This window comes from Neobacillus drentensis, from assembly GCF_021560175.1.
GTDB lineage: Bacteria > Bacillota > Bacilli > Bacillales > Cytobacillaceae > Neobacillus > Neobacillus drentensis_A.
In genome coordinates this window covers 4123914-4144851 of record NZ_CP091110.1, presented here as the reverse complement: position 1 = coordinate 4144851, position 20938 = coordinate 4123914, and the positions used below count along the sequence as shown (strand labels likewise).

22 protein-coding genes are annotated in these 20938 nt (G+C 36.3%); 10 read left to right on the top strand and 12 right to left on the bottom strand.

The features are described from left to right. Nucleotides 1–589 precede the first annotated feature (589 nt). From pflA to L1999_RS19395, 3 genes are all read right to left on the bottom strand, one after another. On the bottom strand, nucleotides 590–1342 hold the full coding sequence (gene pflA, locus L1999_RS19405) for a pyruvate formate-lyase-activating protein (protein ID WP_235744399.1): 753 nt from the start codon (nucleotides 1340–1342) through the stop codon (nucleotides 590–592). Between the two features lie 61 nt (nucleotides 1343–1403). Continuing rightward, on the bottom strand, nucleotides 1404–3629 hold the full coding sequence (gene pflB / locus L1999_RS19400; RefSeq protein ID WP_235740052.1) for a formate C-acetyltransferase: 2226 nt from the start codon (nucleotides 3627–3629) through the stop codon (nucleotides 1404–1406). Between the two features lie 325 nt (nucleotides 3630–3954). Continuing rightward, nucleotides 3955–4407 (bottom strand): cupredoxin domain-containing protein, encoded by a 453-nt coding sequence (locus L1999_RS19395; protein WP_235740051.1) that lies wholly within the window; start codon nucleotides 4405–4407, stop codon nucleotides 3955–3957. A gap of 247 nt (nucleotides 4408–4654) precedes the next feature. On the opposite strand from L1999_RS19395, the gene mprF reads away from it, so the two are divergent. Then, a complete protein-coding gene (mprF, locus tag L1999_RS19390) occupies nucleotides 4655–7183 on the top strand; it encodes a bifunctional lysylphosphatidylglycerol flippase/synthetase MprF (protein WP_235740050.1) in 2529 nt (842 codons plus the stop codon). Between the two features lie 146 nt (nucleotides 7184–7329). Then, the gene (locus L1999_RS19385; protein WP_235740049.1) at nucleotides 7330–8499 is read left to right on the top strand and encodes a D-alanyl-D-alanine carboxypeptidase family protein; all 1170 of its coding nucleotides are present in this window, start codon (nucleotides 7330–7332) and stop codon (nucleotides 8497–8499) included. Between the two features lie 50 nt (nucleotides 8500–8549). On the opposite strand, the gene L1999_RS19380 is transcribed toward L1999_RS19385, so the two are convergent. Then, nucleotides 8550–8807 carry a hypothetical protein gene (locus tag L1999_RS19380; protein WP_235740048.1) on the bottom strand — a complete coding sequence of 86 codons (258 nt, stop codon included), beginning with the start codon at nucleotides 8805–8807 and terminating at the stop codon, nucleotides 8550–8552. A gap of 166 nt (nucleotides 8808–8973) precedes the next feature. On the opposite strand from L1999_RS19380, the gene L1999_RS19375 reads away from it, so the two are divergent. Then, nucleotides 8974–9453, top strand: a complete 480-nt coding sequence (locus tag L1999_RS19375; protein ID WP_235740047.1) for an Hsp20/alpha crystallin family protein — start codon at nucleotides 8974–8976, stop codon at nucleotides 9451–9453. Nucleotides 9454–9566: 113 nt separating this feature from the next. Continuing rightward, a complete protein-coding gene (locus tag L1999_RS19370) occupies nucleotides 9567–9974 on the top strand; it encodes a hypothetical protein (protein ID WP_235740046.1) in 408 nt (135 codons plus the stop codon). A gap of 30 nt (nucleotides 9975–10004) precedes the next feature. On the opposite strand, the gene L1999_RS19365 is transcribed toward L1999_RS19370, so the two are convergent. Further along, the gene (locus L1999_RS19365) at nucleotides 10005–10247 is read right to left on the bottom strand and encodes a YkuS family protein (protein WP_235740045.1); all 243 of its coding nucleotides are present in this window, start codon (nucleotides 10245–10247) and stop codon (nucleotides 10005–10007) included. Nucleotides 10248–10348: 101 nt separating this feature from the next. Between L1999_RS19365 and L1999_RS19360 the strand changes: the two genes are divergently transcribed. Further along, nucleotides 10349–10489, top strand: coding sequence for a YuzL family protein (locus L1999_RS19360; RefSeq protein WP_215042820.1), 141 nt, complete (start codon nucleotides 10349–10351; stop codon nucleotides 10487–10489). Between the two features lie 37 nt (nucleotides 10490–10526). On the opposite strand, the gene L1999_RS19355 is transcribed toward L1999_RS19360, so the two are convergent. Next, nucleotides 10527–12146, bottom strand: coding sequence for an ABC-F family ATP-binding cassette domain-containing protein (locus tag L1999_RS19355; protein WP_215042818.1), 1620 nt, complete (start codon nucleotides 12144–12146; stop codon nucleotides 10527–10529). A 547-nt stretch (nucleotides 12147–12693) separates the two neighbouring features. Beyond that, nucleotides 12694–13296: an SCO family protein gene (locus L1999_RS19350; protein WP_235740044.1), complete on the bottom strand. Its 603-nt coding sequence runs from the start codon at nucleotides 13294–13296 to the stop codon at nucleotides 12694–12696. 161 nt (nucleotides 13297–13457) lie between these two features. On the opposite strand from L1999_RS19350, the gene L1999_RS19345 reads away from it, so the two are divergent. The 3 genes from L1999_RS19345 to L1999_RS19335 all read left to right on the top strand — a co-directional run bounded on the left by L1999_RS19345 (nucleotide 13458) and on the right by L1999_RS19335 (nucleotide 16800). After that, nucleotides 13458–13850 (top strand): CidA/LrgA family protein, encoded by a 393-nt coding sequence (locus L1999_RS19345; protein ID WP_235740043.1) that lies wholly within the window; start codon nucleotides 13458–13460, stop codon nucleotides 13848–13850. Continuing rightward, on the top strand, nucleotides 13834–14511 hold the full coding sequence (locus L1999_RS19340; protein WP_235740042.1) for an LrgB family protein: 678 nt from the start codon (nucleotides 13834–13836) through the stop codon (nucleotides 14509–14511). The genes L1999_RS19345 and L1999_RS19340 overlap by 17 nt, the downstream gene beginning before the upstream one ends. A 369-nt stretch (nucleotides 14512–14880) precedes the next feature. Further along, nucleotides 14881–16800: an endonuclease MutS2 gene (locus L1999_RS19335; RefSeq protein WP_235740041.1), complete on the top strand. Its 1920-nt coding sequence runs from the start codon at nucleotides 14881–14883 to the stop codon at nucleotides 16798–16800. Nucleotides 16801–16880: 80 nt separating this feature from the next. Here L1999_RS19335 and L1999_RS19330 read toward each other — a convergent pair whose 3' ends face one another. Then, on the bottom strand, nucleotides 16881–17018 hold the full coding sequence (locus tag L1999_RS19330) for a hypothetical protein (RefSeq protein ID WP_235740040.1): 138 nt from the start codon (nucleotides 17016–17018) through the stop codon (nucleotides 16881–16883). Between the two features lie 90 nt (nucleotides 17019–17108). Between L1999_RS19330 and L1999_RS19325 the strand changes: the two genes are divergently transcribed. Beyond that, nucleotides 17109–17294: a cold-inducible protein YdjO-related protein gene (locus L1999_RS19325; RefSeq protein WP_215044327.1), complete on the top strand. Its 186-nt coding sequence runs from the start codon at nucleotides 17109–17111 to the stop codon at nucleotides 17292–17294. 47 nt (nucleotides 17295–17341) lie between these two features. Here L1999_RS19325 and L1999_RS19320 read toward each other — a convergent pair whose 3' ends face one another. The 4 genes from L1999_RS19320 to yhfH (L1999_RS19305) form a co-directional block, all read right to left on the bottom strand. After that, a complete protein-coding gene (locus tag L1999_RS19320) occupies nucleotides 17342–17593 on the bottom strand; it encodes a transcriptional regulator SplA domain-containing protein (RefSeq protein ID WP_215042810.1) in 252 nt (83 codons plus the stop codon). Between the two features lie 17 nt (nucleotides 17594–17610). Beyond that, the gene (locus L1999_RS19315) at nucleotides 17611–17802 is read right to left on the bottom strand and encodes a hypothetical protein (protein ID WP_430539977.1); all 192 of its coding nucleotides are present in this window, start codon (nucleotides 17800–17802) and stop codon (nucleotides 17611–17613) included. A gap of 286 nt (nucleotides 17803–18088) precedes the next feature. Further along, nucleotides 18089–18223 (bottom strand): protein YhfH, encoded by a 135-nt coding sequence (gene yhfH, locus L1999_RS19310; protein WP_235740038.1) that lies wholly within the window; start codon nucleotides 18221–18223, stop codon nucleotides 18089–18091. Between the two features lie 115 nt (nucleotides 18224–18338). Further along, the gene (gene yhfH / locus L1999_RS19305) at nucleotides 18339–18473 is read right to left on the bottom strand and encodes a protein YhfH (protein WP_235740037.1); all 135 of its coding nucleotides are present in this window, start codon (nucleotides 18471–18473) and stop codon (nucleotides 18339–18341) included. Between the two features lie 273 nt (nucleotides 18474–18746). Between yhfH (L1999_RS19305) and L1999_RS19300 the strand changes: the two genes are divergently transcribed. Beyond that, entirely contained in the window at nucleotides 18747–20897 is a 2151-nt protein-coding gene (locus tag L1999_RS19300; RefSeq protein ID WP_235740036.1) for a PAS domain S-box protein, read from the top strand. Nucleotides 20898–20938 lie beyond the last annotated feature (41 nt).

Sequence of the window (20938 nt, the reverse complement as noted above, 5' to 3'; positions counted from 1 at the left end):
AAAAAGTATATTCTACACCCCAAGCCCACAAAAACTTTAATGTGATTCCAAGAAAAATACTTACGTAAAGGGCATTTAGAGCATTTATATCGGAAAGATCAATCAGCAATTGGAACAAAAATTATCACCTCACTTAAATACCAATGATATGAGTATATAGGAGAAACCGAAAAGAATCAATTTTATCACTGTCTAAATCCCATAAAATGAAGACATTGCTAATAGTTTAGATGACTTTTACTAATATCCTAATATAACTCAGGTTGAAATATACGTTTGTTTTATGACCAATAGGTAATTGTATCGAGCAACGTAATAAGCTCGGTAGAATAATTCCATAATTAATGGCTGTGTTAAAGATTATTGTTGTTGATTTTTAGCATGTTGATTGGAGCGGAAGGCGGCGAAGACTCCTGCGGGAGTACGGGGCCGAGGAGGCTCCCCGGCACGCCCGCGGAAAGCGAAGCCGCCTGGAGCGGAAATCAACATTCAAGATTAACACAGCCTAATTAATAAATAATTAATAGAAAGAAAAATGCAGAAGAAACAAAGTTCTTAATTTTTGGAAAAAAAACACTGATCCTATGAATCAGTGTTGTAATAATAGTTTCCAATGGGCTGTCAACATCTTATAGGCAAATTCCACTTTCTCCTCTGTTGGCGGCTCGACATCTTTTAGTGGATATTCATGGCCAAGTGCTTCCCATTTGTAAACTCCAAGTTTGTGATAGGGAAGAATTTCGATTTTCAAAACATTCTCTAGTGTCCCAATGAATTCTCCAAGTTTTTGCAAATCCTCTGGATCATCGGTAACAGTTGGTACAAGGACATGACGTACCCAAATCGGAACCTTCCGATCGGATAAAAACTTAGCAAATTCAAGGATGTGATCATTCGCCATACCAGTCAGTTGAATATGTTTTTTTCGGTTGATATGTTTTAAATCAAGTAACACTAGATCTGTATATGGTAGAAGTTCTTCTAGTTGTTCAATAAAGAGCTTGGAGTGGGAAAAACAGCCTCCGGATGAATCGATGGTGGTATGAATTCCTTTCTTTTTACACTCTTTGAATAGCTCAGTAAGAAAGGGAATTTGCAATAAAGGCTCCCCGCCGCTTACAGTGATCCCACCGCCAGATGATTCGATGAAAGGAAGATAACTTGAGAGATCATCCATGATTTCAGAAACAGACATCTGTTTTCCGGAACCGATTTCCCAAGTATCTGCGTTATGGCAAAACTGGCAGCGCAATAAGCAGCCCTGTGTAAAAATCACATAACGAATTCCTGGTCCATCAACTGTCCCTAATGTTTCAATAGAATGAATATTTCCCATCATGATGATGTCCCCCTTATTTTTAAGCAGGAGCCCCCTAAGAGAAGGGAACTCCAATTAGTTTTAATTACAAAGATTCGTGGAAGGTACGGTTAATAACATCGAGCTGTTGTTCTTTAGTTAATTTAATAAAGTTTACAGCGTATCCTGATACACGAATAGTTAATTGTGGATATAACTCAGGATGCTCCATCGCATCAATTAATGTTTCTCTATTAAAGACGTTAACATTTAAATGGTGTCCGTTTTTAATGGAATAACCATCTAAGATAGATACAAGATTCCGGATTCTGTTTTCTTCTTCTTTCCCTAGTGCTTTAGGAACGATTGAGAATGTATTTGAAATTCCGTCCATTGCATAGGCATATGGAAGCTTAGCAACAGAAGAAAGGGAAGCTAATGTTCCTTTTGTGTCACGGCCATGCATTGGGTTAGCCCCTGGTGCGAATGGCTCACCAGCACGACGGCCATCAGGTGTGTTTCCTGTTTTCTTTCCGTAAACTACGTTAGAAGTAATCGTTAAAACTGATAAAGTATGAAGGGAATCACGATACGTTCCATGCTTACGTAATTTTTTCATAAAGGTTTCAACAAGTTCAACAGCAATGCTGTCAACACGATCATCGTTATTGCCGTATTTAGGAAAGTCACCGGTTGTTTCAAAGTCAACTGCTAGACCGTTTTCATCACGAATCACTTTGACTTCGCCATATTTAATAGCACTTAATGAGTCGGCTGCAACACTTAATCCTGCAATACCTGTTGCCATAGTTCTAAGGATTTTCGTGTCATGTAAGGCCATTTCAATTCTTTCATAGCTATATTTATCATGCATATAGTGAATAACATTCAATGTATTAATGTAAAGACCTGCAAGCCAATCCATCATCTGGTCAAATTTCGCCATAACTTCATCATAATTTAGCACATCTGATGTAATTGGTCGATATTGTGGTCCCACTTGGATTTTTAATTTTTCATCGACACCACCGTTAATAGCATATAGAAGGGCTTTAGCAAGATTTGCACGAGCGCCAAAGAATTGCATTTGTTTACCGATTTCCATCGCTGATACACAGCAGGCAATTCCGTAATCATCACCATACTCAGGACGCATTATTTCATCATTTTCATATTGGATTGAGCTAGTTTTAATAGACATGTTAGCACAATAATTCTTAAAATTCTCTGGTAATGATGGTGACCATAAAACAGTCAAGTTTGGTTCAGGAGCTGCCCCTAAGTTATCCAAAGTATGAAGGAAGCGGAAAGAGCTTTTCGTTACAAGTGAACGTCCGTCAGATGTCATACCACCAATAGATTCAGTTACCCATGTTGGGTCACCACTAAATAACTCGTTATAATCAGGTGTACGTGCAAATTTTACTAAACGAAGCTTCATGATGAAGTGATCAACGATTTCTTGTGCTTCAGTTTCTGTTAATATACCATTTTCTAAATCTCTTTCGATATAAATATCTAAGAATGTTGAGGTACGGCCTAGGCTCATTGCAGCACCGTTTTGTTCTTTAATAGCTGCTAGATAGCCAAGGTATAACCATTGAAATGCCTCTTGTGCATTTTGTGCAGGGCGGGATAGGTCAAAACCATAACTTGTGCCCAGTTCCTTTAATTCATTTAAGGCGCGGATTTGTTCTGCTATCTCTTCACGAAGTCGCATATTATCTTCAGTCATGACATTGCTGGTGTTTTTTTTGTCTAACTGTTTTTGTTTTATTAGGAAATCCACACCGTATAAAGCAACACGACGATAGTCGCCTATTATTCGGCCACGGCCGTATGCATCAGGAAGCCCTGTAATAATAGCTGCTTTACGAGCTAGCGCCATTTCGTCTGTATATGCATCAAAAACACCTTGGTTATGAGTTTTACGGAAATCAGTGAAGATCTTTTCAATTTCTGGATTTAATTCATATCCGTATGAAGCACATGCTTGCTTAGCCATACGAATACCACCGAACGGCTGGAGAGACCGATTAAACGGTTTATCTGTTTGAACGCCTACAACTTTTTCTAGATCTTCATCTAAGTATCCTGGACCATGTGAGGTAATCGTAGAAACTGTTTCTGTGTCCATATCAAGGACACCGCCATTTTCACGTTCTTGCTTCGTTAATAGCATTACTTGTTCCCAAAGCTTGTTTGTTGCATCGGTTGCGGGTGCTAAGAAGGAGTCATCGCCCTCATATTGTTTATAGTTTCTTAAAATAAAATCGCGTACATTGATTTCTTTTGACCAAGTTCCTTTGTTAAATCCCTGCCATTGTTCCATTATCTTTCACCTCTTAAATTAGTAGAAGAATATATAACAGAAAGTTATTTATTTCATGACCCTAGTATAACAGGCGAAATATGATAAAAAATACACTAATTGTTAAGGAATTGTGAACCCGTTGAATTTAAGGGTTTTTTAAAGGTGTTTATGAATATTATATGAACATTGATTATAAGATAAGTGAAACTGTACTATAAAATAAATGAGTAAATAGAAAACTGTTATATAGAAAGAAATCAACAATATCAGCGTATTAATAGTGAAAACTATGTAGTACAGAACTGTTTGCCAATTGAAAAAGCAGGAAAGCTATCTCCTGCTACTAATTGACGACAATATAGGCAATCATTGGACCGTTGTGAGCTCGGTCAGGATGTACTTCACAAATTAATCGATAAGTTCCTTCTTTTTGAAATTGAAGGGGAACGAGGGTATCTTGCCCTTTTTTTACAGTTCCTTTCAACGTAGTCCCTTCAATGTAAAATGGGTGCTCAGCCCCATTAATTCCACTTATAATCAAGTTTACTTTTTCTCCCTTTTTTAAGACAATGGTACCTGGATCCCAGCGATACGCTTCTATTTCTTTACCGTCCTTCATCGTGGTCTTAAATTCTCCTGTCACCATGTGGATCTGACGAGTTTTATGGTCAGGTTGTTGATTAAATACCGTTGTATCTCCTGCTTTTAACATGAACCAGGCAGAAATACTTGCTAAGACGATACCGACTGCTAAAAAAAATAGCAGGGTCTCCTTTTTAAAGACTACGAATCTCACCTGCAAACCTCCTCTTTTTTTGTTCTATTAATATTTATGCTAAGAAGGTTGGAAAACTTGTCTCATTTTAAAAATTTTTTGAACAAATTGAGCCATAGGGAATCACTGCTTGAAATAAGAGCGGTTGAATAGCCAATTATCTGTCTAAAATATGACTAAATGTCCTTGTAGTTAAAGATATTACTTTGTTTTTCGCTGTGGAGAGTTTATAGTAAAAACAGGAATGAAAAAATAGGTGGTAATCTGGTTGGGGATTAGAAAAGAAAAAGTGCTAAAAGTTGTAAAATTTGTTTTTCCTGTGTTCTTATTAATTTTCGCTCTCATTGAAATGAAGAAATTCACTGGAAACATTAATACCCACTTACTAAAAGGTGAGATCCATCATCTCAATATTTGGTTGTTATTATTAATCTTTGTCGTTACTTTTGCAGCTGTATTGCCAATGGTTTTATACGATGTGATTTTAGTTAAAATTTTGAAGACAAAAGTATCAAAAAGAGAGTTAGTTGAGCAATCATTTATTGCGAATTCTTTCTCAAATTTAATCGGGTTCGGTGGATTGATTGGTGCCATGCTGAGAACCTATTTTTTTCATAAGCTTGAAGGGGATAAGCGTAAACTTCTTGGGGTTATTGCCACGGTTTCCTTATTTTACTTAACAGGGATCTCTTTCCTTTCATGGATTGTAACCATTAACTATCGAAATTTTCCATTGTTTATAGACACAAAATGGCTTTATTTCGCCGTCTTGGGTGTAAGCTTATATCTACCTATCTTTATAGTAATACATATAATAAAATCCGGTAAAGACAATCAGTATAGACTTACACTTAAGAATACTGTTGGGTTGGTCATCGTTTCAGTAATAGAATGGTTTGCGGTATTTACGGCTATTTTTGTCTTAACAAAGATACTAGGAATTCAAATCTCATTCCTTGATTTGTTCCCCATTTATATTGTTGCTGCCTGTGCGGGGATTATTAGTATGATTCCTGGCGGCCTTGGTTCATTTGATTTGGTTTTTCTTTGGGGAATGCAGGATTTGCATATTCCGGATGAAAAAGTACTGATCCTTCTATTGTTTTACCGAATTGGCTATTATTTCATCCCGTTTTTAATCAGCTTAGTCTTTTTTGTGCGACTTTATTGGCAACGATGGAATCAGTTGTGGAATAATCTTCCTAAAGCGATTATTCAAGGCCTAAGCCATGTTATTTTAACTATGCTAGTCTTTCTGTCTGGCCTAATCCTGCTGTTGTCTGCCAGTGTACCAGGAATTATGTCGAGGCTCAGAATTGCTCAGGAACTTTTGTCATTTCCGATCATCAATGTGTCACATCAGTTATCCGTTGCGGCTGGATTTTTGTTACTGGGGCTATCGCGCGGAATAGAATACAGTGTTAAAAGAACCTATGATTTAACGATGCTTGCACTAATTCTGGCCGCGTTATTCTCTATTTTTAAAGGAATTGATTACGAGGAAGCTGTTTTTTTAATCGTTGTTGCCCTCCTGCTAAGAATGTCAAAAGGGCAATTTTATCGTGAAAGCTATGTGCTAACTTGGGGTAAAACCATCTTTGATGTGACGATTGTTTTGATTGTTACTTCTATGTATATATTAATCGGGTACTTTAATTTGCCAAATGCGAAAATTACCATACCTAAGAAGTTTATCCCGTATGTGATTGTTGATTACCGGGACTTGTTTTCAAGTGCAATTATTGGCCTAATTATCGCCTTAAGTATTCTCTTTATTGGTTATTTAATTAGCCTGCCGAAAAAGTGGAACCTTGAAAGGTCGATTGATCATGAACAAGAAATCATAAATCATGTAACCGCTTTTCCTGGCAAGGTGTTAACCCATTTGATATTCCTCCATGATAAATATATTTATTGGAATAGTAAGAGAAATGTTTTAATCTCTTTCCAAAAATATGCGGATAAATTAATTATCCTTGGTGATCCAGTTGGTGAGAAACATGACTTTTCGAGTGCCATTGAAGAATTTCAAGAGGTCGCTGATTTACACGGCTATACACCCGTTTTCTACCAAGTAAGCGATGATATGCTCCCATACTTACATGGTCATGGTTTTGCATTTTTTAAATTAGGAGAAGAAGCTTTTGTTGACCTTAAGACTTTTTCGCTTAAAGGAAACAAAATGAAGGGGTTACGGACCCTTAAAAATAAATTTAATGGCGAACAATATTATTTTGAAATGCTATATCCTCCGCATTCAAATGTACTCTTGGACAAATTGAAGGAAATATCCGATGAATGGCTTTCGGGGCGAAGGGAAAAAGGATTTTCACTTGGGTTCTATAATGAAGATTATTTAAATCGAGCACCGATTGCCATTGTAAAAGATGAAGAAGACCATATACTCGGGTTTATGAGTATTATGTATGTATATGATGATTATAAGACAGTTTCGGTGGACCTAATGAGGGTTCAACAGTCTGCCCCGGAAGGAATTATAGACTTTTTCTTCTTATCAGTAATTGATTGGGCTATTCAAAAGGGGTATCAGCGATTTAATATGGGAATGGCACCCTTATCGAACGTAGGACTGTCAAAATTTTCTTTTTTGAGCGAAAAGATCGCTGCTCAAATTTTCTTGCATGGACACTTTATCTATCATTTTCAAGGTCTTCGAAAGTTTAATGAAAAATATACTGATATTTGGGAACCGAAATATTTGGCATTTAGAAGAAAATCATCATTGCCGTTTATTATGGCCCAAATCGCCTTGTTAATTTCCAAAAAAAGATCATAAACAAACCGGTTGGCTTTAGTTAACCGGCTTTTTATGGTTAAAAATTCCTATATTACAAGGATTAAATTTTAAAATAGTACTTTATTTCTATAAATATTCTGGTAAAATCAAGGAGGATTATAAGAAAAAAGTAAGGGTGTATCCTATTGAAAAAGTTTTGGCCGGCAATATTAATTTTTCTTTATCTTGTTTCAGTTCAATTACCTGTTTTAGCTGCAGAGCCTGTTCAGCTTCCTCTTAAAAGTGAAGCAGCAGCTCTGATTGATTCTGATACTGGAGCTGTTCTTTACGTTAAAAATCCTAATCAGAAAATGTATCCAGCTAGTCTAACGAAAATAGCAACGGCTATTTATGCGATCGAAAAAGGAAACTTAGATCGTCTTGTAACCGTGAGTGGCAATGCTGTAAGACAAGATGGTACCCGTGTGTATTTAAATGAAGGGGAACAAGTCCCTTTGAAAAAACTGATTCAAGGAATGCTTATTAATTCTGGAAATGATGCGGCCGTTGCAATCGCGGAGTATACGGATGGTTCGGTTCAGCAGTTTGCAGAAAATCTAAATATTTATTTAAGAACAAAGATAGGTGTAACCAACACGCATTTTACGAATCCCAACGGATTATTTGATCCTAATCATTATACAACGGCCATGGATATGGCGTTGATTACTAATTATGCCATTAAGAATCCTGTATTTGCTGAAGTCTTTGGAACCAAGATACTTCCATGGAAAGGTCAATCTTGGCAGACAAATCTCGTTACACACCATAAAATGTTAAAGGGTGAGATTGCCTATCCAGGTATTACGGGTGGAAAGACTGGCTATACAAGCGAAACGAAACAAACCTTAGCAACAACAGCTGATAATGGGAAAATTAGACTAACAGCTGTAGTATTGAAATCAAATTTAAAGAACGATAAATATAATGATACCGCTATACTATTGGATTATGGATTCAAAAACTTTCAACATGTGACAATTAAACAGGGAGAAATATTTACAACTGCTGAGCGGAAAGAATTTTATCCAGATAAAGACACACTAGTCACAGAAAGGATTGATGGTTGTTTAAAAAATATTGCAAACGACGGGCTTCTTTCACTCCAGGACAATAGGGGACAATTAGTCCAGAAAGTACAATTAACCTACAAGGAACCTCCAAAACCAAAAGTAGCTTCTATTAATAAAGTGAAAAAGAGTAATAATAAACAAACTGAGATTGAATCAATTATTGTAAATACAGTTTTAGGTATGATTATTATACTGATTGGTATCTCAGTGGCTGTCCGAAAAAAAGAATCAAGAGGATATTAACATACAACTTAGACCATGGGAGAAAACCTCCTATGGTCTAAGTTGTATGTTTACATATTATCAATTGGTAACGAATTGGAGTTGAAAGAGGCAGGAGAGTCGATTTGGTCTTTATCATCTACAAAACTTCTTGTCGCAACAAAATCGCTTTGATCACCGAAATTTTGACCATATCCTTGATTTTTCTTATCAGAATTATGCCATTCAGCTAGCAGGTTTTGCCCAATATTTACTGCTGAGGCATTTTCAAAGGAATTAATTTTAATCATGAATATATTTATATTAATAAAAGGAACTGGGACTGGCATATTATTTCCTCCTTCCACTTAGTTATCAATATATGCAATATTTTAAAGGTTTATGAAACAAGCGTAATAGTTGGATTAATTAGTGAATAAGATTCGTATGATGAAAGTAGGGATAAATAAAGAAATAGGTAATATACAGACATGAGCAAAAGGGGGGTGTCAACTGATGGATATGGAAAAATTAAAACAGTGGATGGATATTGCGAAAAATATGCAAGGCGGGGACTTTTGGAACAATATTTTTGACCAGGAATTTGCTAAACAATTTATGAATGAACAACCAGTAAAGTCATCCACTGCTGATGGGGCATCGGGGCGAGCAGAAAAATCAAGGACGTTTCCGATTATTGATGTCTTTGAAGGGGAGCATGAAGTTGTGGTGGTGATTGAACTTCCTGGGGTAGCAAAGGAAAATTTGGAATTAGGTTTAAATGGTACTTACCTAACTATAAAAGGAAAAGTGAACCCCCTCCATCCGCATTTAACTATGACATATTCTGAAAGGTTCTATGGTGAATTTCAAAGACAGATCACTTTACCTGACACGGTGAGCCCTCAGCAATTGAATGCAAAATTTTGGAATGGTTTATTAATTGTCAGTTATCAGCGTACAATTGAAAAAGGGGAAGTTATTCCAATTGAATAGACAGTAAAAAAAGAAATGTTGACGATTTTTTAGTCTGTCAGATATTCTTGGACATGTTCAAGTGATTTTTTCATATAAATAAAAGTAAGGGTAAATAAAAGGGAGTTTGTGATATGTCATTAAAAGATTTATTCCTTATATTCAAGAAAAATGATTATGAAATGGAATTAAAGAATAAATTGATCTCATTAGAATTGAATATTGAGGAATTAAAAAAATCTCTACAAACCTCCCAACAGCAGGGTTTACCAGAAAGTGAAGTAAAAACCAAAGACCCGCCAATTATTATAGAAAAAATTAATATTGAAAAAATTATCCTAGATAAATACGAGTTAAATAACAATTTTGGTCAGCTTGGGATTAAAGAATTAAAAGGAAAATTGAATATTGGAGCGACCTATGGAAGTGAATTTACACCACACCTTGATGAAGAGGTGAAAAAGCCCGTTAACAACAATACAGAGAGAAAAAAAGAACCTGAAAAACAACTGAAGGTCAATATTAAAGCAAAAAAAGACTAAAGTGATAAATACTTTAGTCTTTTAACAACGCTATTGTAATCTGCTTTCTACTTGTCGGCATACCTCATCAGCAGACATTCCGTTTGCATCGATCACAGAACCTTTTGTGAAAGTATCAGACATACCCATCACATTTGAATCAAGGCCTGTAACTACACAGCAATCACAGTTTTGTGCATCGGATTCTTGTTTTAATTCTACTACGTCATATCCTTTTTCCTTTAATACTTGTTGAATATTTGTAAGAGATTGTTCTACTCCAACTTTTGCCATACAAAACACCTCCTCCTGTAGAATATTTTGCCTTAAGCATTAGGAAATATTCCGTATAAGCTAAGATATTTGTCCAAAGGATAATAGGGGAGGTGTATGTAATGAGTAGAGGTAGAAAACGAAAAGCTGATCCGTCCACAATCGGCCTTAATTCTTCACAAGTAGAAGGTCAAGGAACGACTACAACAGAAACGGGTTCAATCGAAGTTTCATCCTCAAGAAAAAAACAAAAAAGATATTAAAAAGAGAGGATGTCATTTTTGACATCCTCCATTTAGCTTATTGATACATTTCCGCAACTTGTTTTTGAATTTCTTCATTTTCTAAATATTCATCATAGGTCATTTGTTTATCCACAAGGCCTTTTGGTGTAAATTCAAAGATACGATTGGCAATCGTTTGAATAAACTGATGGTCATGTGAGGAAAAAAGCATAGAACCCTTAAAATTAATTAATCCATTATTTAATGCTGTGATGGATTCTAAGTCTAAATGGTTTGTTGGTTCATCTAATAAGAGAACATTGGCTCCATTAAGCATCATTTTTGAAAGCATGCAGCGAACCTTTTCTCCACCAGACAAGACACTGGCTTTTTTCAACACTTCTTCACCGGAGAATAACATTCTTCCTAAGAAACCTCTTAAAAAGCTTTCACTATCATCTTTTGGTGAGAACTGACGCAGCCAATCAACAAGGTTTAAATCGCTATTTTCAAAGTACTCGGTATTATCCTTCGGAAAGTAAGCTTGAGAAGTGGTAATTCCCCACTTATATGTGCCACTGTCAGCTTCCATTTCACCCATTAAAATATTAAAGAGTGTCGTTTTTGCAACCTCATTTGTACCAACAAGGGCAATTTTATCTCCTTTGTTCATAAAGAAGCTTACGTTATCTAGAACCTTTACTCCATCAATCGTCTTGGTTAAACCTTCAACACGTAACAAATCATTGCCGATTTCACGCTCAGGTGTAAATCCTACAAAAGGATAACGACGTGAGGATGGCCTGATATCATCCAGGGTAATCTTATCTAATAACTTCTTACGAGAGGTTGCCTGTTTTGACTTAGAGGCATTGGCACTGAACCTAGCGATAAAGCTCTGAAGCTCCTTAATTTTTTCTTCTTTCTTCTTGTTCGCATCGGATGCCATTCTGGAAGCTAATTGACTTGATTCATACCAGAAATCATAGTTCCCCACATAAATTTGAATTTTACTGAAATCCAAATCGGCGATATGCGTACAAACTTTATTTAAAAAGTGACGGTCATGGGATACGACAATGACGGTATTTTCAAAGTTAATTAAAAAATCCTCAAGCCATTGAATGGCCTTGATATCCAAGTGGTTAGTCGGCTCGTCCAAAAGTAATACATCTGGTCTGCCAAACAAAGCCTGGGCAAGCAATACTTTGACTTTTTCCGAACCAGTTAATTCAGCCATTTTCTTATAATGGAGATCCTCTCCAATACCCAGGCCTTTTAATAAAATCGCTGCTTCAGGCTCTGCTTCCCATCCGTTTAGTTCTGCAAATTCACCTTCTAGTTCGGCTGCTTTCATACCGTCCTCATCAGTGAAATTTTCCTTCATATAAATAGCATCTTTTTCTTGCATAACCTCATAGAGTCTTGCGTGACCCATAATGACAGTTTTTAGTACCTCGAAATCTTCATATTCAAAATGGTTCTGCTTTAAAACAGCCATCCGCTCATTTGGACCTAATTGAACAGTTCCTGTTTGTGCTTCAATTTCACCAGAAAGTATTTTTAAAAATGTTGATTTCCCGGCTCCATTTGCCCCAATTAATCCGTAGCAATTTCCTGGTGTAAATTTAATGTTTACATCTTCAAATAACTTACGGTCACCATATCTTAAACTTACGTTACTTACAGTAATCATAGTAGTAATCCTCCAGAACAAAAATATCTATTTATTATACCATTAATCTGCATGAAGAGCGAATTCTTTTAGCCCGATGTAGATTATAAGAAAAATTTTCTAAAAAAATTTTTCCATTTTCACACTTTATTCATAATTATGTTGTAGAATTGGATTAAGAAGTTTTAAAGAGGGTGAATAGTATGGCAAAAAAACAGCTTACTGAACTCGTTAACAAATTAAAAAAAGCTGGTATTAAAGCGAGTCTAACTAAACCGAAATCAACTTATCTATTAACATTGCAGCAAATTAAATAATATCCTTCATCCTTTGAATGAAATTTTATCAGTAAAAAGCGATTAATCCTGAGGGACTAACCGCTTTTTTTATGTTCTAGGTAAAATAGACTTACTACTTGTGGATAACTTTCTACAGGTTTGATACGTCCGGCTCCAGCGCCTAGCCCCTCGAGGTCATAAGCCAATCCGTCCAAAAGGTTAAAGAGCAACCTTTCGGCCGGCTCGTCTTATGCTTGTCGGGGCTAACCAAGGCGCTTGCGCTTTTGCTTCTACTCTATTTTATCTATTATTTTTGCGTAAGCATCTTGTTTATTAAACTCTTTTCCCATTGGGAACTTGTCAATAAATTTATTGTCTTCATCAACAAGATACGTAAATGTGGAATGGATAAACTGGCCGTTTCCAGGATCTTTGTATTGGAACTGCAAGGCATTGGTAATTTTACGAAGTTGTTTTTGATTATCTTTCGTTTGTTGTTTTGCCCCGGTTAAAAACAACCAACTAGTATCATTCCCTATACCGAACCCCTGTTTATATTCTTCTAAAATTTTAGTTGTATCTCGGTAAGGGTCAATGGTTATGGTGACAAATTCTATTTCCTTCCCATAAATCCCTTTTTTCATTAAATCTTTCTTTAAATCCACCATTTTTTGTGTAGTTGTTGGACATACATCAGGACAGTGGGTATAGATGAACTCAATTAGTTTTAACTTAGTCTTATCCTTACCAAAAGTAAATGTATCACCACTCTGTGTAATGAAAGTAGCACTTGCTGGAATGGCAGCATTGGCATCACGGATAAGGAAAAACGAGATTCCTCCTGCAATCCCCAAGAATACAGCTAGACTGCAAATTATATAAATCCTTTTCAAAACAATCCCCTCCTATCATAAAGATAAATAAGTTTGTCGTAAAAAGATATGGATATTTTGTGAAATAAAGTGGATGCAGTATAAAGGTTATTCCTTTATAATGAAAATTAAAACGTTTGAAAAATCAGATTTTTTATTACGGTGGGAAGATGGGTGTTTATATGAAAAAGGGTGGTAAGTTTACGATTCAACTGCTCATTCTAATCGTCATCTATCAAGTTGGGAATCTGACTGCGAGTTTTTTTAATTTGCAAATTCCCGGAAATGTGATTGGGATTGTTGTATTATTGGTGTTATTTTCGTTCGGTGTAATTAAAGTAGAACAAATCGAATTGGCGGCAGGGTGGCTGCTTAAACATCTTGGTTTCTTTTTTATACCTATTTCTGTTGGTTTAATGAACTTAGGCGATATCGTCATAGCAAGAGGCTGGATACTGCTAGGTATCCTTTTTATCAGTGCTTTTATTGGCATCATTACAGCAGGAAAGACTACGCAAATGGTCATCTCGAAAAAGGAAAAGGAACAAGTAAAGTACCATGATCACGCTTTATAGTATTCTAGTCACTGTTTCTGTCTATTGTTGTGCACGCTTTTTAACCCGAAAATATCCATCTCCAATTACTAGTCCAGTTTTTTTAAGTACCGTCATCATCATCATTATATTGTTAGCTTCTAGTATATCGTATCAAGAGTATGAGCAGGCAAAAAACATTATGACCTATTTGCTTGGTCCAGCTACCGTTTCTCTGGCAGTCCCAATCTACAAAAATCGTGAGGTATTCAGAAAGTACATAAGGGCTGCGGTGTCGGGGTTATTCATCGGAAGTGTTTCAACGATTGGAACAGCAATTTTTATGGCAAAAGGGCTTCACCTTTCAAAAATTTATCTCCTTGGTTTCGCGGTAAAGTCTGTTACTGTCCCGGTTGCAGCAGAAATAGGGGGAATTATTCATGGGAATATTTCTCTTATTGCTGCTTATGTCATTATTACGGGGATGATTGGAGCGATGTTTGGGTCCAAATTATTGAACTGGTTTAAGATCGACCATCCCTTTGCGCGAGGTCTGGCAATTGGAACGATTGCTCACGGAATTGGAACAGCTGAGGCGGTTAAGGAAGGGGAAATTCAAGGTGCGGTCTCTGGTGCAGCAATGGGAATTGCCGCCATCTTTACCTCATTTATTGTTCCATATATTATAAAATTCATTATCTAATGGGTGAATGGCAGTTGACAAATGTTTCTAATTTTCATATTCTATAGAGGAATAAATTACTCAAATAAGGGAGTATGTTTTATGTTAGGTGTCGTTCTTAACTAATCCAACCAATTGGATATTTTCATTTCAAAACTACTCGTTCGTTTTTTTGACAAAATGAATGGTTTATTTAGTTATGGGATGGAGTTAAGAACAATGGGCAAGCATAGGCATACACTTTTTCCAATGTAGCTGTGTACACTTGTGTAGACAGTTTTTATTTTGGATTAATTTAGTATGGAAGAATGGGTAGTTTTCCATTCATTACGTTAGAGCCGCAATGACATTGTTCATTGCGGCTATTTTTATTATTAGGAGGCTTTTATAATGAATCAACATACGTTTAATATGCTTGAATTCAATCATATTAAGGATGATATCGCTGCCTTTGCCTTAACGAAAGAAGGTAGAGAAAAGGTACAGAATCTTGTCCCATCAACAAATGTAAAGCAAATAGAGGCATGGCTTGAAGAAGTATCAGAAGCAGTCGAGATTTTAAAAATAAGTGCAAGTGTACCCATTCATGGTCTTGATGGGATCAGCACCATCCTTGCGAACATGAATAAAGGGGCAGTACTTAAAGTGGATCAGTTAACAAAGCTGTATGATTTTTTGGATTGCTGTGGAAAGATGCGAAGGTACATGAGGAGTAAGACTTTTTATGCACCGAGGGTATCAGCATATGTAGAAGTAATTGATGAATTGCCAGAACTCGAAGCAGAAATTATTCGTTGTGTCCGAGGGGGCAGGGTAGATGATTACGCAAGCAAGGAATTATTAAAAGTAAGAAAACAACTTACCATACAAGAGGAACGCTTGAAGGAAAAGACGATGCAAATGCTGCGATCTACTAAATACAAACCGTATTTGCAGGAGAATGTCATTAGTCAGCGAAATGGACGCTATGTGATTCCCGTTAAAAAAGAATATCGGAACAAAATCAAAGGGACTGTCCTTGATACGTCTGCGTCAGGGTCCACACTTTTTATCGAGCCTGAGGAAATTGCCATCTTTCAAGATCAATTAACCTGGCTCCTTACAGATGAAGAAATTGAGGTTCAAAAGGTGTTAACCTATCTAACAGGAATGGTCGAGCAAAAAGAGCAGCAAATCCGTCTTGCTGCTGAAACCATGATTCAGTATGATTTCTTATTTGCAAAAGCAAAATATTGCCGAATGATTAATGGATCAAAGGTAAAAATTAACCAATTTGAGGAATTGAACTTAATTCATGCGAGGCACCCTCTCCTCGGAGATAAGGCTGTTCCATTAACCTTCACAATGAGAAGGGAAGAGAAAGCACTTGTTATCACTGGTCCAAATACTGGAGGAAAAACGGTTACGATAAAGACGGTAGGCTTGTTAACTTTAATGGTGCAATGCGGGCTGCATATTCCAGCAGCGGAGGAAAGTAATCTTAGAATTTTTGATCGGATTTTGGTAGACATCGGTGACGGACAAAGTATCTCCGAAAATCTGAGTACATTTAGTTCAAGAATAGTCAATATAATCGAAATCTTAGAAGAAACAAATGATCGAACATTAGCCTTATTAGATGAACTTGGCTCTGGAACTGATCCCGGAGAAGGGATGGGGCTTGCTACTGCCATCTTAGAAACTCTTTTTCAAAAAGGAGCAACTCTATTTGCAACGACTCATTATAGTGAAATTAAGGAGTTTGCAGAAGAACATCCCGGTTTTTTAAATGGATCGATGGAGTTTGATTTAACAACGTTTTCTCCAACCTACCGTTTAATCATTGGCAGGGGAGGGGAGAGCCAGGCATTTGCGATTGCCCTAAGACTCGGGATGCACCCAGCTATTGTTGAACGAGCTCATTATCTTACTTATAAGGAAGAAAAAGAATACCGAAGCCCAAAAATAGATCGTTGGAAGTTAAAAGAATTAGAAAAACAGGTGATGACAAATAAATATAAGCAAAAACAAACTGTAGCAAAAAAGAATATCCCTCTTTATCAACAAGGTGATAACGTGAAGATTTCGCCTTTAGATGAGTTTGGAATCGTGTATAAGGGACCTGACCAGCAAGGAAATTACCAAGTTCAAGTAAAAGGAGAAAAAATATCTGTAAACCATAAGCGGTTAACTTTGTATATTGCAGCTTCTGAGCTATATCCTGAGGATTATGATTATGATATTATATTTCAATCTAAGGAAAGCCGGAAAAGAAGTAAGCTCCTATCTAAAAGCCATCAAGAAAATATAACCATTGATTATTTTGAATAAAAGATAGCAGGATGTCTTCCATATCAGGCTATACAGCCTTTAGAGACATCCTGTTTTTCTAGCTGGGACTGTATAACAGCCTACTTTTTTTGTTTTAAATATTGTTGGGCGAGAAGCAGTTTAACTTCATTATAACTTAAGCCGGATTGACTATTTAACCGTCTTACTTCCTCAATATCTGTCCCAACATTCGTATAACGTTTCTGTGTAGTAGACATAGCAACTGACACTCCTAAGTGAGAAGTATTTTTTAAGGAAATGAAAAACCATTTTTTTGTACATACTAGTAAAAAAAGGAGGCGGTTCCCATTTTTTACGGTAAAAGGGCTAAGGAAGAAGAGATTGAAACCATCCTTGTGGACACTGAAGTTTACTCTTGTTCAGATGATGCTTGCATAGGCTGGATGAGAAAGGATTTTGTTGCGGATGACTTGCTATGTCCAATGTGTGGCACCCAAATGTTACAGGAAATTAGGGAGCTCCCAAAAATCTAAATAATGACTTTATTAATTAAAAGACTGTCACGTTAGCGGACAGTCTTTTATTCTTCACCAAAATCAAAGAAATGTTCATCATATGCTCTTTGTGCCGATTCTGAAGAAGTGAACAAGGCATCGTCATCTTCAATAACATGAAAGGTTTCATTTAAAAAAAGTGCAAGAGCATTTGGATCTTTAGGATGTTGAACGATCTCTGCTGCTTGTACATTTGCAACAGAGGGGACATGCGGGTTCCGATAAATAACATAAACTTCGTCACCAGGCTGGGCATTGTCTAAATCAATAATACTCATAAAGAATTAACCTTCCTTTACAAATTTTCGTTTTGTTGGCGAATCTCGTCCCCGGTAATAATCATATTAGCTTCTTCCAGTTCCTTGTGCCCGTTGACTGAATCCCCCGGTATATTTTTCTTATTGGGGAATACCGAGCCGTTTTCGAGGGTCATTTGTGGTCGTTCATCTGCAGCTGTTAAGAAATCCTTCTTCTTTGCCATTGCCATAAGAATCATCTCCTTATACTAAGGTTTTACTTAAAAAATCAGTTTATGCCTTCCTTATTCTTTCCTTTAAGGTATAAATTTCTATAAAAAAACTCTCCATCAGGCGAGGAGAGTTCTCTTGTGGTATAGAAATTATTGTTTTTTACTTTGGGATTACTTTCTACAGGTTTATAATCGTCCAGCTCCAGCGCCTAGCCCCTCGAGGTCATAAGGTTAAAATGCAACCTTTCGGCCGGCTCGTCTTATGCTTGTCGGGGCTGACCAAGGCGCTTACGCTTTTGTTCATTTATTCTTCTCTTTTTGATAAACAGTGATCGCATTCCATTAAGTAGCTTTCAGCTTGTTCCTCCATGTGTTGACCACACTCTGGGCATTCCTTTTTTGGCAGGCTTCGGAAAAATTCAACTGGACTTATTAACATTTATAATTCCTCCTCTAATAATACAGTTTACTATCGCTTCTTTTGTTGTAGTACAGTAAAGATAAGAAAATTACCTTTTATTAATTTTTATACCGTGGTGTAGTGATTAATAGGACTACTCTTCTCTTTTTGCTAAACAACGATCACATTCCATTAAGTAGCTTTCAGCTTGTTCCTCTATGTGTTGACCACACTCTGGGCATTCCTTTTTTTGCAGGCTTCGGAAAAATTCAACTGGACTTATTAACATTGATACCATCTCCTTTATTAATACAGTTTATTTATTTTTCGTTTGTTATAGTACAGTATAAACAAAAAACTTTGTTTTGTGTAGACTTTTTTTTAAAAAAGTTTATCTTTGAAAAAAATAAGATTTTATTTCAAAAAGCTATTTATGCATTGTATTAGTTTCACTATAATGAATAAGGTTAATGCATATTTCAAAGTCTTACTTCCATTGCAATATAATTTACATTACAATCATAGTATAAATACCTTATAGACATTGGGGGGATCCAAGTTAATGGGGGAAATGTTGGGGATATTTCATCCATATTTTATAATTATCGCCATTGGTTTAACGATTATGGCATCTTATACCGCACTAGATATGTTTACCTTAATAAGGTCTTCAAATCATAATAAACGATTATTATTTCTTGGCGGTACATTATCCATGGGGATTGGAATATGGGTAATGAACTTTATGGCATTGATTTCGGCAGACACAAACCGCTTTGCCAGCTATCATATTCCGCTAACTATTCTTTCTATATTTATTGGGATAGCATTTACTGGGATGGCTTTTCTTTGGTTTTTTGGTAAAACCATTAATATATACCACTTGTTAATTGGCAGTTTATTTTTAACCCTAGCTGTAATGGCCATTCAAGTTATTGGTCTATATGCCATGAATGTAAATATAGACTACAATATTGGACTAATGATTTTTTCTGGATTATTAATTTTTGGTTCCTTTTTATTTTCATTATGGATTCTTTTTTCTTCGAGCTATTCCCACGGGAATCAAGTGTGGTTAAAACCAATAAGTGCGCTGATCATTACAATAGCCATTGCTGAAGGGCACTTTTTATTAAAGAGAGCTGCCGTTACAACAAGTGGGATTATATCAGATAGTCAAACAGACAGCCCCTTCTTTATTTATTTGGTTTTGTTTGTTTCAGTGTTAATTATTGGCGGTTTGATCATCTCTAGTATGCTGATAAGCAAGCAACTGGCTACAACTGATACAAACTTAAAGGATATCAAGGATGCCTTAGACGCATCGACGATTGTTGCGATTACCGATCCAAAAGGGATTATCACATATGTAAATGATAAATTCGAAGAAATCTCTAAATATAAAAAAGAAGAAATAATTGGCAAAAACCATCGAATCCTTAATTCAGGTTATCATTCAAAAGAATTTTTTGGGGATTTATGGCAAACTATTCAGTCAGGGAAGATTTGGCGGGGGGAAATTCGAAACAAAGCGAAAGATGGGTCCTTTTACTGGGTTGGTACAACCATCGTTCCATTTCTAAATAAAAAAGGTAAACCTGTTCAATATATTGCGATTCGTTCTGATATTTCTATGCGAAAAAAGGCAGAAGAGCATCTCAAAGAAATGATGAAAGAAAATGAGGACATCAAATTTGCCTTAGATCAATCTTCCATTGTGGCTTTCACAGATGCTAAAGGAAAAATCACCAGTGTAAATGATAAATTCTGTGAAATCTCTAAGTATAGCCGGGAAGAGATACTAGGGGAGGACCATCGAATTCTAAATTCTGGCTATCACACAAAAGAGTTTTTCAAGAACTTATGGAAAACAATTGGGGCTGGTCAAGTATGGAAGGGCGAATTAAGAAATAAAGCAAAGGATGGTTCTTATTATTGGGTGGACACGACGATTGTTCCTTTTTTAAATGAACAGGGGAAACCTTATCAATATCTAGCCATCCGTAACGACATAACCGAACGAAAGAAGACGGAAGAGGTCCTGCATCGTCAGGATAAGCTTGCCGCTGTTGGCCAACTAGCTGCGGGAGTTGCGCATGAAATCCGTAATCCACTAACGTCGATGAAAGGTTATGCAGAATTTTTGCAGTTAGACGAAAAAGATCCAGAACGGATGGAATTTTTGAATATTATTTTAGATGAGATCGAAAGAGTAAATACCATTGTCGAAGACTTTATGGTATTAGCGAAACCAAAAGCGGTTGAATTAGAGGAAAAGAATGTTGTCCCTGTTATTCGAAATGTGGTTTCTTTGCTCGAGTTTGAAGCTAGAAAGAAAAATGTCCGCTTGTCATTTGACTGCAATCAAGAGATTATCCAAATAGAATGTGACGAAAACCGGTTAAAACAGGTATTTCTAAACTTTATAAAAAACGGAATCGAGGCTATGCCAAATGGTGGAGATTTGCAAGTTAAAACGGTCATTCATGATAACAATGTGCAAATCTCGATACAGGATTCGGGGGTAGGAATTTCGAAAGAAAAATTAAAGAAATTAGGCGAACCGTTTTTTACGACGAAGAAAAATGGAAACGGCCTAGGATTAATGGTAAGTTTTAAAATTATTGAAAGTCATAATGGAAAAGTGTTTGTGGAAAGCGAACCTAATAAAGGAACAACCTTTAATATTTTATTACCTGCCAAAATTGCTTAAAACGTTGGTATATCAAGGTTTCTCTAAGATTATTTGTTGTA

What these genes read in the sequence shown, in the direction of transcription:
- pflB (WP_235740052.1), bottom strand. Translation starts at nt 3,629, where the DNA reads ATGGAACAATGGCAGGGATTTAACAAAGGAACTTGGTCAAAAGAAATC.
- L1999_RS19380 (WP_235740048.1), bottom strand. Translation starts at nt 8,807, where the DNA reads ATGCCAGTCCCAGTTCCTTTTATTAATATAAATATATTCATGATTAAA.
- L1999_RS19375 (WP_235740047.1), top strand. Translation starts at nt 8,974, where the DNA reads ATGGATATGGAAAAATTAAAACAGTGGATGGATATTGCGAAAAATATG.
- L1999_RS19370 (WP_235740046.1), top strand. Translation starts at nt 9,567, where the DNA reads ATGTCATTAAAAGATTTATTCCTTATATTCAAGAAAAATGATTATGAA.
- L1999_RS19365 (WP_235740045.1), bottom strand. Translation starts at nt 10,247, where the DNA reads ATGGCAAAAGTTGGAGTAGAACAATCTCTTACAAATATTCAACAAGTA.
- L1999_RS19360 (WP_215042820.1), top strand. Translation starts at nt 10,349, where the DNA reads ATGAGTAGAGGTAGAAAACGAAAAGCTGATCCGTCCACAATCGGCCTT.
- L1999_RS19355 (WP_215042818.1), bottom strand. Translation starts at nt 12,146, where the DNA reads ATGATTACTGTAAGTAACGTAAGTTTAAGATATGGTGACCGTAAGTTA.
- L1999_RS19345 (WP_235740043.1), top strand. Translation starts at nt 13,458, where the DNA reads ATGAAAAAGGGTGGTAAGTTTACGATTCAACTGCTCATTCTAATCGTC.
- L1999_RS19340 (WP_235740042.1), top strand. Translation starts at nt 13,834, where the DNA reads ATGATCACGCTTTATAGTATTCTAGTCACTGTTTCTGTCTATTGTTGT.
- L1999_RS19335 (WP_235740041.1), top strand. Translation starts at nt 14,881, where the DNA reads ATGAATCAACATACGTTTAATATGCTTGAATTCAATCATATTAAGGAT.
- L1999_RS19330 (WP_235740040.1), bottom strand. Translation starts at nt 17,018, where the DNA reads ATGTCTACTACACAGAAACGTTATACGAATGTTGGGACAGATATTGAG.
- L1999_RS19320 (WP_215042810.1), bottom strand. Translation starts at nt 17,593, where the DNA reads ATGAGTATTATTGATTTAGACAATGCCCAGCCTGGTGACGAAGTTTAT.
- L1999_RS19315 (WP_430539977.1), bottom strand. Translation starts at nt 17,802, where the DNA reads ATGGCAATGGCAAAGAAGAAGGATTTCTTAACAGCTGCAGATGAACGA.
- yhfH (WP_235740038.1), bottom strand. Translation starts at nt 18,223, where the DNA reads ATGTTAATAAGTCCAGTTGAATTTTTCCGAAGCCTGCCAAAAAAGGAA.
- yhfH (WP_235740037.1), bottom strand. Translation starts at nt 18,473, where the DNA reads ATGTTAATAAGTCCAGTTGAATTTTTCCGAAGCCTGCAAAAAAAGGAA.
- L1999_RS19300 (WP_235740036.1), top strand. Translation starts at nt 18,747, where the DNA reads ATGGGGGAAATGTTGGGGATATTTCATCCATATTTTATAATTATCGCC.